The organism is Oceanobacillus sp. FSL W7-1304, assembly GCF_037969805.1.
Taxonomy (GTDB): Bacteria; Bacillota; Bacilli; order Bacillales; family Amphibacillaceae; genus Oceanobacillus; species Oceanobacillus profundus.
The window spans coordinates 748,200-761,988 of record NZ_CP150211.1 but is presented as its reverse complement, the minus strand read 5'-3'; the positions used below and the strand labels follow the sequence as shown (position 1 = coordinate 761,988).

Sequence of the window (13,789 nt, the reverse complement as noted above, 5' to 3'; positions counted from 1 at the left end):
GTTTCCTTTCTCACATAAAGTACGATCAGAAGAACTACTCATATTATCTATTTAAATTGATAAAAAAACAAGTCATGTCATTCATTTTTTTCTTATTCTCAATTAAAAAAACAAGGATCTTTCCTTTGTTTTATTAAGGATATGTAAACTTATTTAACTAGAAGTCTGGGTTTCTATTCTATTCTAATTGAGAATCTAGTTTTCTTGACGCTTTTTGTAGTTAGAAGTACAATAAATGTGTTACGAATTTGTGCTATTTTATAAAGTCTGCCTTTTTCAAATAAAAGCGCTTCATTACTTTGTGGATAGCTACATATTATCTTATATTATTGAACGAGACTAAGGGGGGTAAACATGGCAGAGCATCGTGAGTTTTTTTACAGAAGATTGCATTCGTTATTAGGTGTTGTTCCAATCGGCCTTTTTATGGTTCAGCATTTAGTAATCAATCATTTTGCTGTGTATGGAGAAGAGAGTTTTAATCGGGCAGCAGGATTTATGGCAGGGCTTCCATTTGTATTGCTTTTGGAGATATTTGTCATTTATCTACCAATTTTGTTTCACGCAATCTTAGGGGTATATATTGTTTTTGTTGCACGAAACAATACGAGAACTTATGGCTTCTTCCGTAACTGGATGTTTAGGCTACAGCGAATCACTGGTATTGTAACACTTGTTTTCATTGCATGGCATGTATGGGAAACACGAGTGCAAATCGGCTTAGGTAATGTAGACCTTGATTACAGCTTGATGGAAGGGATTTTAACAAATCCATTCATGTTTTGGTTCTACGTTATTGGTGTAGTTTCCGCAGTATTTCACTTTGCTAATGGTTTATGGAGCTTTTTGGTTACATGGGGCATTACGCAGTCACCAAAATCGCAGAAGATTGCTACATATGCAGTAATTGTTGTCTTTTTTGCAATCAGCTATCTCGGTGTTAGAACATTGATTCAATTTGCGTACGGAGTTTAATAGAACAACCTCTAGAAAGAGAATAGGAGTGAGCTAACAAAATGAATAATCGTAAAGTCGCTGTTGTCGGCGGTGGATTAGCTGGATTAATGGCTACCATAAAAGCAGCCGAGGCAGGCGTAAAAGTAGATGTATTTTCTATCGTTCCTGTTAAACGCTCTCACTCTGTGTGTGCTCAAGGTGGTATTAATGGCGCTGTTAATACGAAGGGAGAAGGAGATTCTCCGATGATCCACTTTGACGACAGTATTTATGGTGGGGATTTTCTAGCAAACCAGCCACCAGTAAAAGCAATGTGTGAGGCAGCACCTGGAATTATACATATGCTCGATCGTATGGGAGTTATGTTTAATCGTACACCAGAGGGGTTACTAGATTTTAGACGATTCGGTGGTACACAGCATCACAGAACAGCATATGCAGGTGCAACAACAGGGCAGCAGTTATTATATGCGCTTGATGAGCAAGTTCGTCGCTTTGAAGTAGAAGGCCTTGTAACGAAATACGAAGGCTGGGAGTTCGTAAAAGCAATACTTGATGAGAACGGTGTAAGTAGAGGGCTAGTTGCTCAGGATATTAAGACACATGAAATTAAAGCGTTTCGGTCGGATGCAACGATTTTTGCTACTGGGGGACCAGGAATTATCTTTGGTAAATCAACAAATTCCATGATTAATACAGGATCTGCAGCAAGTATTTTATATCAACAAGGAGCTAAATATGCAAATGGTGAATTTATTCAAATTCATCCGACTGCAATACCTGGTGATGATAAGCTTCGCTTGATGAGTGAATCTGCCCGTGGTGAAGGTGGTCGAGTTTGGACATATAAAGATGGTGAACCATGGTATTTCCTTGAAGAAAAATATCCAGCATATGGAAACCTTGTGCCAAGAGATATTGCAACACGTGAAATATTTGATGTATGTGTAAACCAAAAACTCGGTATTAATGGCGAAAATATGGTTTATTTGGATTTATCGCATAAGGATCCAAAAGAATTGGATATTAAACTAGGCGGAATTATTGAAATCTATGAGAAGTTTGTTGGAGAGGATCCACGTAAAGTACCGATGAAAATCTTCCCAGCAGTTCATTATTCTATGGGTGGTTTATGGGTTGACTATGATCAAATGACAAGTATTCCAGGAATATTCGCTGCAGGAGAATGTGATTATTCACAGCACGGTGGAAACCGACTTGGAGCAAACTCCCTCTTGTCTGCTATCTTCGGGGGAATGGTTGCTGGACCGAAGTCAATCGAATATATTGATAAACTTGATGTCCATGTCGATGATTTATCTGAAGAAATGTATGCTTCCTATGAAAGTGAAGAAAAAGCTAATTTTGAAGAGCTTATGAATATGGAAGGCACAGAAAATGCTTATCAAATTCATAAGGAACTCGGTGAATTGATGACAGATAATGTAACAGTAGTTCGGGAAAATGCGAAGCTCGAGAAAACTGACGAGAAAATAAAAGAGCTGCTCAAGCGCTGGAATAATATTAATATCAATGATACATCTCGTTGGAGTAACCAGGGCGTTATGTTTACACGTCAGTTGAAACATATGCTTCATCTTGCTCGTGTTATTACGATCGGTGCTTTAAATCGTAATGAGAGTCGTGGTGCACACTACAAGCCGGAATTTCCGGAACGTAATGATGAGGAATGGCTAAAAACAACAATTGCTGAATTTAACGCAGAGACCAAGTCACCGGAATTCAGCTACGAGGAAGTCGATGTATCGTTGATTAAACCTCGTAAACGTGACTACACTACAAAACACTAAGGGGGAGTAAGTAGTAATGGCTGAACAAAGTACAGTTACATTTATTATAACTAGACAAGACGGCCCGGATTCTGCTCCTTATGAGGAAACGTTTGAAATACCTTACCGGAAAAATATGAACGTTATATCCGGACTCATGGAGATAAGACAAAATCCAGTGAACGCAAAAGGGGAAAAATCAACGCCTGTTATGTGGGATATGAACTGTCTGGAAGAAGTTTGCGGGGCATGTTCCATGGTTATCAATGGAACGGCCAGGCAATCGTGTGCAGCTTTAGTGGATCAGCTCGAACAACCGATTCGTCTCGAGCCGATGTCAACATTCCCAGTTATTCGTGATTTGATTGTTGACCGGGAACGGATGTTTGATGCACTAAAACAAGTAAAAGCTTGGATTCCAATTGATGGTACACATGATTTAGGTCCTGGACCAAGAATGCCTGAAAAGAAACGCCAATGGGCTTATGAGCTTTCTAAATGTATGACGTGTGGGGTTTGCTTAGAGGCTTGCCCGAATGTTAATGACAAATCAAATTTCATTGGGCCTGCTGCAATCTCTCAAGCTCGCTTATTCAATGCGCACCCAACTGGTGAAATGAATCAAAGTGATCGTTTGAATGGATTAATGGAGGATGGCGGTATTGACGGCTGTGGAAACTCACAAAACTGTGTACAGGTTTGTCCAAAAGGTATTCCATTAACAACATCTATTGCAGCAATGAACCGTGCGACAAACATTCAAGCGTTCAAAAATTTCTTTGGAAGTGACAACGCACATTAATTACTAGGTTTATAGATTATAAATGACCCTCTCCGTATTGGTGGTGAGGGTCATTTGTTTAACCACGCGGATTTGACTCTAGGTACATTTAGATGACAAGACTTTTTTACGTGTATGTTGCAGCGCAATTGAAAGAAACTCCAAACTAATGATTATTTGCTTAATCTGTGGAACAATCGCCGTCCGGGATCGCTCCGGGCGGATGCTATCCGTGGGCATGGCTTCAGCCTCTTCGGAAGAAAACCACTTCCTGCGAGACTTCAGACACGTGCTGTTCCCACACAGGACAAGGAATGCTTCGACAGCTTTTACATCGCACGAATAAAATTGGTTTTTATTATGAGGAGTCACCGCCCTGCGCTCACCCGGACTGGTAGCGCATCGATATCGTTTTTATTAATTCCACAAGTAATAATTGGTGAGCATATACTAGCGGAGGAAATATACGTAGACTCCTGTGGGAAGAAGAGCATCGGTGAGACTACGCAGTGCGGCAGCACAAGGAGGCTCACCAGCTCCCCTTTGGATGCGGGAATTATATTTCCGGAGCGGGTAGACGCACAATCCATTTAAATACACTAATCCATAGTTTATATCAATTTGTAACTAAAAATATGTGTAAGTTAAGTAACTACCTACTCAATCTTGTTTATTCTACTTATGTGTATATAGAATTTTGATAGTAACCAGCTTGGAGGGGATCGTATGAAATCGGTTAATTATATTGATAATATGGATCAATGGCGTTCTGAATTTAGCTTTTTTACACCTATAAAAGTACGTTTTTCAGAAACGGATATGTATGGACATGTAAATAATGTTTCAGCATTCATTTATTTTGAAGAAGCGCGAGTCGACTATCTTAATTCGCTGGGTATTTTTAACAATCTCAAGAGCGAAGAAGAGGCAATTATAGTAGCAGATTTGCAATGTGATTACTTGCAGCAAATGTACTTCGATGAGCGTCTTAAAATGTATGTAAAAGTAGCAACGATTGGTAATACTTCGTTCGATGTACATTACATGGCTGTAAAAGACAACGAAGAAATTGCTCTAACTGGACGAGGACGAATCGTTTACATTAATCCGCAGAAAGGTCGTCCCACTCCAATGCCTGACGAAATGAAAAAGCTTTTAGGTGAATGTCCTAATTGCGCTTATGCAAATAAGTAAGTTTTCTTTCTTATTTGCCAAACAAAATCGACTCCCCTGTAAAAGGGAAGTCGATTTTTTCAAAGCTTTAATTCCCCCATGCGAAGAAGTTCAACTACGGCTTGAGACCGCCCCTTAACTCCCAGTTTCTGCATAGCATTTGAAATATGGTTCCGGACAGTTTTTTCGGAAATAAACAATTCTTGTGCTATTTCTTTTGTTGTCTTATCCTGCACTAATAGTTCAAACACTTCTTTTTCGCGTTTGGTCAGTAATTGCTTCGGTTTATACTCGTTGTCCTTCAAATGTTACCCCCTCCTTGCTCTATAGAGCTACAGTTATGAAGGGAAATTATTTAGTCAATAATAGCTTATGAAGACCGTCAGAATCGGTGCGTACATTTAATGGAAATATCGAATTAAAATATAATGACCGGTTTTAAACAATTAAAGGCGAAAAAAGATAACGTTACCATATATATGCTTTTTTATTGAAAAAGTAATGATTAGTTCCCAATTTAGCGGATATCGTTTAATATATAATAAAGTAATCCATAAAAAGTGTTTTTTTGATTAACTGACGGTTTCTTGGACAAGTAGGGATTTTCCTATGATAGGCAAAATTATTTTGTTTTGAATATACTATGCAAAGAATATATCCCTTATTTAGGGACATCATGTGATAAACTATTCGTTAAGGAAAAATCTAGGGGGTAAAACTTTGGAAAAAGAAGTATTAGAACCAGCTGAATCGATAAAAAAAATGGAGAAGCAGCTCCGTTATATATCTGGAATGATCAAACAGAATGGTCGAAAAATCTTAAATAATTATCCAATCACATCACCACAATTCGTTGCTTTGCAATGGCTGTTAGAAGAAGGTGATTTAACGATTGGAGAGCTATCCAACAAGATTAGTCTAGCCTTTAGTACAACGACAGATTTGGTTGATCGCATGGAGAAAAATGAACTTGTTGAAAGGGTACGTGATACTAACGATAGAAGGGTAGTTCGAATACATTTATTAGAAAAAGGGAAAACAATTATTCGTGAAGTAATTCTGGAAAGGCAGGATTATTTAGGCAAAGTTCTCAATAAATTCAGCGAAGATGAGAAACATTCACTAAATCAATTGTTAGATTTCCTCTATCAGGAAATGAAAATAGTGAATGAGAAATAACAACAAAGAGGAGAAACAATTTTGGATAGAGCAATTGGTGTAATCGACTCCGGAGTTGGTGGCTTAACAGTAGTTCATGAACTCATGCGTCAGCTGCCAAAGGAGAAGTTAATTTATTTAGGGGATACGGCAAGATGCCCATATGGGCCAAGGTCTGAAAAGGAAGTAAAGCAATTCACTTGGGAAATGGTAGAATTTTTATTAACAAAAAATATTAAAATGCTGGTAATTGCATGTAATACAGCAACGGCATTTACATTGAAAGATCTTAAGGAAAAATTGGATATTCCTGTTATTGGTGTGATTAAGCCTGGTGCAAGGGCAGCAATTAAATTTACAGAAAATAATCAAGTCGGGATTATCGGAACGGAAGGCACTGTAAAAAGTGGTGCATATGAGCTAGCTTTAAAGAAAATTAAATCTGATATTCATGTAACTGCACTAGCCTGCCCTTTATTTGTCCCGATGGTAGAAAAAGGAGTTCTTGCAGGGAACCAGGCAAGAGAAGTGGTGGAAGAATCGCTGGTTCCACTAAAACATGGTAAAGAAATGGATGTATTGATTTTAGGGTGTACCCATTACCCACTATTAAAAAATACGATACAAGAAGTGATTGGAAATCATGTAACCGTTATTTCTTCAAGTGAAGAGACTGCTAGAGAAACAAGTACCATTTTAGATGTTCATCATTTGTTGAATAAAGATGAACAATCACCTGTTCATCAATTTTATGCAACTGGTGACTTGGAAATTTTTATCGAAATTTCGAAAAGTATTTTTAAGGATTCAAACTTCCAAATGCTTACAATCAAAAAAGCGAACCTTAGTAAAAATCAGGTATTCTGAAAAAATCAGAGCCTGATTTTTTTTTGAAGAAGAAAATATCATATTTTCATTTGTGTAGAATGCGATTTGTCATCTACCCGAATATATTTTTTCTGTTATTGATTGGTCTATTTTCGTTGAGGGCTCGTATATATAATAGTACAAACCATCGTAGGAGGTAATGGCATGCATAAGCGAGCAAAGCTTTTGATTGGTACGATTAGTATTTCGGTGATTCTATCTGGCTGTTTTCAGGGAGAACAATCGATGGAAGAGATGGACCCACCTCCGAATGCTGAGGCAGTTGATAATTTGGAAAATATATCTGAGGAAGACGTTATGAATGAAGAAAATGCTGAAGGAGAAGTCGATCCGGAAGAAACAGTTGCAAGACAATTATTTTTAATTGATGCAAATGGAATGGTGGCACCTCAAACAATTGAATTGCCAAACACAAAACAAGTTGCTACCCAGGTGGTTGAATACCTTGTTAAAGGTGGTCCCGTGACCGAGATGTTACCGAATGGTTTTCAAGCTGTGTTACCTGAGGGAACAGAGGTGCTGGGGATAAATCTTCAAGAAGATGGCACAATGATTGTAGATGTATCAGAAGAATTTAAGGCATATGAGGCAGCGGATGAGCTGAAAATATTAGAATCAATTACCCACACATTGACACAATTTGAAAATGTATCAAAAGTGAAGCTTTGGATAAACGGACATCCACAAACAGAAATGCCAGTAAACGGTACGCCAATTGGTGAAGGATATTCGCGGACAAATGGTATTAACATTGCAGACACAGACACATTAGATTTACTTGAAAGCAGAGCTGTTACAATGTACTATCCTTCAGAACATGGCGAGAATCGCTATTACGTACCAGTCACACAACATATCGAAGTAACGGAGGAAAATGAATATAGCTCGATCGTTCAAGCGCTTATTGATGGACCAGGATATAAGACAAATGTTGTTCATGTTTTTAACCCGGATACACTATTAACAAATTCGCCTGATTTAAATGATGGTATACTCGAGCTTGTTTTTAGCAAAGATATTTTACAGGATTCGGAACAAGCTGTAATTGCTGATGAAGTAATGGAAACGTTGGTAAGGACATTAACAGAACAGGAGAACGTCGAGGCAGTTGATGTGAAAGTGGAAGATGTGGACCAGCTCGTTAATGAAAATGGTGAAGAGTATACGGAACCAGTAACGAAGCAAGCATTTACTCCAACAGAGAAACTTTAATCGAAAGAGGCTGCAACTTTTGCAAGCCTCTTTCTTAAATGATGGGAGATTTTTAGATTCAGCATGCAAAAAGCTGAAGCTTACACATGTTTTATGATTCAATAAGAGTATGTAATATTAAGTGTATCAACGTGTTGCTTTTGCAAAAAATATGATAAGCTATTGTTGTAAGAGGAGGAATATTTATGAGAAATGATCAACGAGAAGTGAATAATTTAAGGCCAATAAAGATTACGAAAAACTATATTAGTCATCCTGAGGGCTCTGTCTTAATAGAGGTTGGAAATACGAAGGTGATTTGTAATGCAAGTATTGAAGACCGTGTTCCTCCGTTTATGCGAGGACAAGGTAAAGGATGGATTACTGCAGAATATGCGATGCTGCCGCGAGCAACTGCCCAACGTAATATTCGTGAATCTTCAAAAGGCAAGGTAAGCGGAAGAACGATGGAAATCCAACGATTAATTGGTCGAGCGTTACGTGCAGTTGTGGATTTAGATAAAATTGGTGAACGAACAGTATGGGTAGACTGTGATGTTATTCAAGCAGATGGAGGTACACGAACGGCATCGATTACAGGAGCATTTATTGCAGTTGTGCTTGCTTTTGGAAAGCTTCTGGAAACAAAAGCAATCTCAAAAATGCCAGTACGTGACTACTTAGCAGCAATTTCTGTAGGGGTTTTACCGGATGGTAAGGAAATATTAGATTTAAATTATGAGGAAGATTTCCAAGCACATGTTGATATGAATATTGTTATGACTGGCTCTGGTGAATTTGTAGAGATCCAAGGAACTGGAGAGGAAGCAACTTTTTCAAATAAGCAGTTACAGGCGATGCTAGGACTTGCTGAAGAAGGGCTCCAGCAAATCGTTGAAGTTCAGAAAGAACTAATTGGTAATTTAGCAGATCGTATAGGAGAAACAAATCCTGCAAAATAATAGGAGATCAATGATGAAACAAATTATAATTGCGACAAAAAACCAAGGAAAAGCAAAAGAATTCAAGGATTTTTTTGCTAAGAAATCAATCGAAGCATTATCATTACTTGATTTAGACCAATCGACCCCAGATGTGGAGGAAACGGGATCAACTTTTGAGGAGAATGCTGCCTTAAAAGCGGAGCAAATTGCTACACTATTAGACATACCAGTACTTGCTGATGATTCGGGTTTAATGATTGATGCACTGGATGGGCGTCCTGGTCTTTTTTCTGCCAGATATGCTGGAGAGCCGAAAGACGACAAGGCAAACATTAATAAAGTTCTAGAAGAATTGAAAGAAGTAAGTGAAGACAAACGCACTGCGCGGTTTATTTGTGTGTTAGCTGTAGCTATTCCTGGTGAAGCAACAACCTTCCGGACCGGATATTGTGAAGGCAAAATAACCTTTTCGGAAAAGGGAGAAAATGGCTTCGGATATGACCCGATTTTCATACCAGATGGATATGAAGTAACAATGGCAGAATTGAATCCGGAAGTGAAAAATCAAATCAGTCACCGTAGAAATGCGATTATTCAGTTGGAAAAATGGATACATACGTTATAAGTAGTTTTATATGCTTGCCTTTAAACTGGAGGTGATGATTTGGCAGAAGTATTAATTTTAAGTGATAGCCATGGTTTGACAAATGAAGTTGTTGCTATAAAAGAAAGACACGATGTGAAATGGTTAATTCATTGTGGTGACTCAGAGCTGGAATTTGATTCAGAGGAACTGCAAGGATTTTACCGAGTGGGCGGTAATTGCGATTTCGATGTTCGGTACCCAGATGAACAAACAATTGAGCTTGATGGCTTAACTTTTTATATTACACATGGACATCTATATGATGTGAAAATGAACCTTATTCGTTTATCGTACCGAGCGGAAGAAGAGAGAGCGCAAGTAGTTTGCTTTGGTCATTCACATATCGCTGGAGCAGAACAAGTTGATCATAAGCTTTTTATCAATCCAGGAAGTGTCCGATTACCTAAAAATAGAATGGAAAAAACGTATGCCATTATGCAATGGGATGACCCTTCTGATATAACAATTCATTTTTATAATTTAGATGGGGAACATGTGGAAGATTTAAAACAAAGTGCATCATTATAAAATTATTTTCAGGAAGTGTCTAGACACTTCCTGAAATTTTTAGGTGGAAAGTGTTGACAAAAGATTGATTCCTGCCTATAATAATTCTTGTCCGCTAAAAACAGCGAGAACAATCTATATTATTTTACATATACAGTTAAGTAGTGCATACTTTCACAACATATTCATACTTACAGAAAAAAGATGCGGGTGTAGTTTAGTGGTAAAACCTCAGCCTTCCAAGCTGATGATGAGGGTTCGATTCCCTTCACCCGCTCCAAAACATAATTGTCCCAGTAGCTCAGCTGGATAGAGCAACAGCCTTCTAAGCTGTGGGTCGCAGGTTCGAATCCTGCCTGGGACGCTTCTTAAAAGCCTTGTAAACATTTGTTTACAAGGCTTTTTTTATTTTAAAAATTGCATAGAGAACAGTTTAAGCTACTGATTAGGTATCAATTAATATCTCCCGTAAATAATTAACGACTTTCCTATACTAAAACTTAAAAAGCAGCATTGTTCATGCTCTATCATCAGTAATATTAACTTCAACGTTTTGCTGAGAATCTACTAGATTCAATCTTCTTATCTAATAAATATTTCAATTATATTTAAATATTTATATTGACGCACCTCAATCGAACTGTGTATAATCTAAATCGTAAACATTACGAATAGTAATGATTACGAATAAGTTAAGTTGAAAAGGAGCGTGTTAGGAATGAGAACTTCATTTTCAAAAGGGTTAGGTATACTAACACTCAGTCTACTAGTATTGGTTGGTTGTCAGGAAGCTGAACCGCAAGAAGGAGTTGCAGAAGGGCATATGGATACATCCTCAAGTGCATTGCATGATCATAACAGCAGTAACGATCATCAAGTAGCCGAGGATGTTGACGTCCAGGGGGGAGCAGATCATTATCATACAGGTGATATTGTTGAATTAACAGCTGTATATGAAGAAGAAAGCGAGTCTGATCATTGGCACTGGTACATAAGAGATAATCAGGATGCTGAATGGAATCTTATCACAGAACAAAAAGGCAGCAGTTTTAAAGGCGAGGCAAATCGTAATGGTCAGCAGATAAAGGCAGTTCTATATAATGATGAACATGAAGCCTATGTACAATCAGTACCGATAGAAATTGTCATTGATGACCATGGTAGTCATGGTCATCATCCACATGATGAACAAATCTACAATGGCTATTTTGAAGACAGCCAAGTTAAAGATCGAGAACTCTCTGATTGGGAAGGAGACTGGCAATCTGTATATCCATATCTAAAAGATGGTACATTAGATGAAGTGTTTACTTATAAATCAGAACATAATGGAGATAGAACTGCTGAAGAATATAAGCAATATTACGCACAAGGATACGAAACAGATGTTGATCGTATCATCATAGAAGAGGATACTGTAACATTCTTAAAAAGTGACAAAGAGTTAACAGGTGAATATGCTTACGATGGTTATGAGATTTTAACATATGAAGCAGGAAATAGAGGGGTTCGATATATTTTTAAATTAGCAGAAGATAGTGATGAGCTCCCTCAATTCATCCAATTCAGTGATCATAATATTTATCCTACAGATGCTGGACACTATCATCTGTATTGGGGAAATGATCGTGAAGCATTATTAGATGAAGTAGAAAACTGGCCCACTTACTATCCAAAAGATATGGATGGAGCTAGTATCGTGCACGAAATGATTGCGCATTAGAGGATAAAATGGAATAGAAGGATTGGTGCGTTGAATTGGAATTATACGCACCAATCCTTATTTAGTTTTATAGTTCCCGTATTAATTTAACTCCCATACCCAGTAAAATGTTCATTTATACCAGACGGTTTGTACAATCAAACAACTCCATACAGCAATATATTATTAGTATGGCCGGCCGATTTATACGTTATGAGGGAGGGAAAAGTATGTGTTTTTTCGATAATTTCTTTTTCGGAGATGTAAGAGGTCGCAGAGATCGTGACCGTAATCGCTCAAGATTTGTTTGCGAATGCCGAGAATTGAGGGGAGATCGTGATCGGAACCGTGACAGGGACCGTGATAGACGAGATGGATGCAGGCGCAATAGCCGTAGACGTTCTCGAAGATGTGGAGGATTTTAGAATCCTATCGTTATAAACGTTAGACCATACTTTCTTCACATTTGGATATTGTATAGAGCAAAACAGTCACCCCCCACATCTCTTAATGTATTTGATCGAACCCTCGCCAAACTCGGCGGGGGACTTTTACTAAAATTTATTCAAAAAGTGCTACTTCGTACGTATATACTTTTTCTGAATTTTTTCCGTATGATATAATATAAGTAAAGATAAGAGTTGAGGAATTTGAAGATGGACTAAATCTATAGTGTCTATAGGTTCAAAAAGTACGAATCGATTTTAATAACGATCCCTCTTTCACAATACGCGCTGTTCGACGAGCTTCTATAGAACAACAATGGTTATTCCACCTCAAACCTTTTCTTTGAAAATTGCAATCATTCACATATTCATTTATACTTAAATGAGTAAAATTATTAAGCTTCGGAGCTGATTTTTTAAAAATCGAGTATAATAGTAGCGCTTACAATTGGGCGTCTAGAGTTTTATTGCTTAATTAAAATGCTGCTAAAGAGAAACCTATCATTGCAATTAGGTTTCTCTTTCTATATTGTTGTGTTTAATTTCTTTCAGTTTGGGTATTTATACAAATTAAAGAAATTCATATACTATATACTATAGAGAAAAGAGGTGAATCAATGAGTTCGAGATCAGAAAATGTAATACTCTTTCCGAAGCTTCAGAAAAGACTTGAGGAAGAAAGTTTATTTGCTTTACAAGAGAAACGCTATGAAGAGGCTTTAAGTAAGCTAAATCTCCTGTTAAGCTACCATATCGATAATCACGAAATTCTAATCGGAAAGCTAATTTGTCTAATGGAGCTAGGTCGAACAGCGGAAGCACAAGATCTATGCGAAGAATTGCTTCAATTCAGGAATGAAGATTATTATCACTATGTACATATTTACTTAACGATCCTTTTTCAGACGAATCAATATGATTTGTTAATGGAGCAGGTAGAATATGAATTTGAGAGTGGCGAGATTCCTGACTTGCTTGAGGAGCAATTTAGGCAGTTGTACGATATGAGTGAAAAAATGAAAATGGATTTAGCAGTAGAGAATAAAGGATCTATCATAGAAGAATTGTATGAAGCTATTAATCAGGATAATCATTTAGAACAATGGCGTATTGTAGATCGAATGCGGACTATGAAAGTGCAGCCTGATCGGGATGTTTCATTACTTTTAACAAATGAACATGTTCATCCTGTAATTAAAACGTCTCTTCTGATTTGGTTGAAGGAAAATAATGTATCTGACGAAATAGAAATACATAAATTTAGTTTAAGCATGGGTATAGTACCTTTTGATTTAGAAGACATGAAGGACAATGACATCTATAACAAAATCCTATTTATTTTACGGGATATGGAGCAGGAAAACCCGACACTTTTTCAATTATTGAAGCAGCTTCTCTACCGCTATGTTTATGTTATTTACCCGTTTATGCCGCCCTTTGAAGAAGTTGACGAAATTGCAGAAGCGATTAAGAAAATAGGAAAGCAGTATTTACATATACCTACAAATAGTGACGAAGAAGTATCAGAAGCAATAGCACGAATTATGAAAGAGATTAGTATGTGTGATTCTTTATACTTAAGTATAATCGAAGAATAGATTAACGA

Annotated in this window: 13 protein-coding genes and 2 tRNA genes; 14 read left to right on the top strand and 1 reads right to left on the bottom strand. The window is 37.4% G+C overall.

What is annotated here, in order from left to right; translation table 11 throughout:
* The first annotated feature begins 354 nt into the window (after positions 1–354).
* The 4 genes from NYE61_RS03965 to NYE61_RS03950 all read left to right on the top strand — a co-directional run bounded on the left by NYE61_RS03965 (position 355) and on the right by NYE61_RS03950 (position 4,722).
* Positions 355–975: a succinate dehydrogenase cytochrome b558 subunit gene (locus NYE61_RS03965; RefSeq protein ID WP_095307239.1), complete on the top strand. Its 621-nt coding sequence runs from the start codon at positions 355–357 to the stop codon at positions 973–975.
* A gap of 41 nt (positions 976–1,016) precedes the next feature.
* Positions 1,017–2,768, top strand: a complete 1,752-nt coding sequence (gene sdhA / locus NYE61_RS03960) for a succinate dehydrogenase flavoprotein subunit (protein ID WP_095307238.1) — start codon at positions 1,017–1,019, stop codon at positions 2,766–2,768.
* A 16-nt stretch (positions 2,769–2,784) separates the two neighbouring features.
* A complete protein-coding gene (gene sdhB / locus NYE61_RS03955; RefSeq protein ID WP_095307236.1) occupies positions 2,785–3,549 on the top strand; it encodes a succinate dehydrogenase iron-sulfur subunit in 765 nt (254 codons plus the stop codon).
* 705 nt (positions 3,550–4,254) lie between these two features.
* Positions 4,255–4,722, top strand: a complete 468-nt coding sequence (locus tag NYE61_RS03950) for a thioesterase family protein (RefSeq protein ID WP_251661408.1) — start codon at positions 4,255–4,257, stop codon at positions 4,720–4,722.
* A 59-nt stretch (positions 4,723–4,781) separates the two neighbouring features.
* Here the strand turns inward: NYE61_RS03950 and NYE61_RS03945 are convergent, their stop codons facing one another.
* Positions 4,782–5,006, bottom strand: a complete 225-nt coding sequence (locus NYE61_RS03945) for a response regulator transcription factor (RefSeq protein ID WP_010651078.1) — start codon at positions 5,004–5,006, stop codon at positions 4,782–4,784.
* A 415-nt stretch (positions 5,007–5,421) separates the two neighbouring features.
* On the opposite strand from NYE61_RS03945, the gene NYE61_RS03940 reads away from it, so the two are divergent.
* The 10 genes from NYE61_RS03940 (at position 5,422) to NYE61_RS03895 (ending at position 13,781) form a co-directional block, all read left to right on the top strand.
* Positions 5,422–5,880: a MarR family transcriptional regulator gene (locus NYE61_RS03940; RefSeq protein WP_095307233.1), complete on the top strand. Its 459-nt coding sequence runs from the start codon at positions 5,422–5,424 to the stop codon at positions 5,878–5,880.
* Positions 5,881–5,901: 21 nt separating this feature from the next.
* Positions 5,902–6,726, top strand: coding sequence for a glutamate racemase (gene racE, locus NYE61_RS03935; RefSeq protein WP_095307232.1), 825 nt, complete (start codon positions 5,902–5,904; stop codon positions 6,724–6,726).
* A gap of 165 nt (positions 6,727–6,891) precedes the next feature.
* The gene (locus tag NYE61_RS03930; protein ID WP_095307230.1) at positions 6,892–7,959 is read left to right on the top strand and encodes a GerMN domain-containing protein; all 1,068 of its coding nucleotides are present in this window, start codon (positions 6,892–6,894) and stop codon (positions 7,957–7,959) included.
* A 185-nt stretch (positions 7,960–8,144) separates the two neighbouring features.
* Positions 8,145–8,900, top strand: coding sequence for a ribonuclease PH (rph, locus tag NYE61_RS03925; RefSeq protein ID WP_095307229.1), 756 nt, complete (start codon positions 8,145–8,147; stop codon positions 8,898–8,900).
* Positions 8,901–8,913: 13 nt separating this feature from the next.
* Positions 8,914–9,507, top strand: a complete 594-nt coding sequence (locus NYE61_RS03920; RefSeq protein WP_095307225.1) for an XTP/dITP diphosphatase — start codon at positions 8,914–8,916, stop codon at positions 9,505–9,507.
* 39 nt (positions 9,508–9,546) lie between these two features.
* Entirely contained in the window at positions 9,547–10,056 is a 510-nt protein-coding gene (locus tag NYE61_RS03915) for a metallophosphoesterase (RefSeq protein ID WP_095307224.1), read from the top strand.
* Positions 10,057–10,241: 185 nt separating this feature from the next.
* A tRNA-Gly gene (locus NYE61_RS03910) sits at positions 10,242–10,315 on the top strand.
* 10 nt (positions 10,316–10,325) lie between these two features.
* Positions 10,326–10,399: transfer RNA gene (locus NYE61_RS03905), tRNA-Arg, on the top strand.
* 354 nt (positions 10,400–10,753) lie between these two features.
* The gene (locus NYE61_RS03900) at positions 10,754–11,758 is read left to right on the top strand and encodes a metal-binding protein ZinT (RefSeq protein WP_251661677.1); all 1,005 of its coding nucleotides are present in this window, start codon (positions 10,754–10,756) and stop codon (positions 11,756–11,758) included.
* 1,042 nt (positions 11,759–12,800) lie between these two features.
* Entirely contained in the window at positions 12,801–13,781 is a 981-nt protein-coding gene (locus NYE61_RS03895) for a tetratricopeptide repeat protein (RefSeq protein ID WP_095307221.1), read from the top strand.
* Positions 13,782–13,789: the final 8 nt, after the last annotated feature.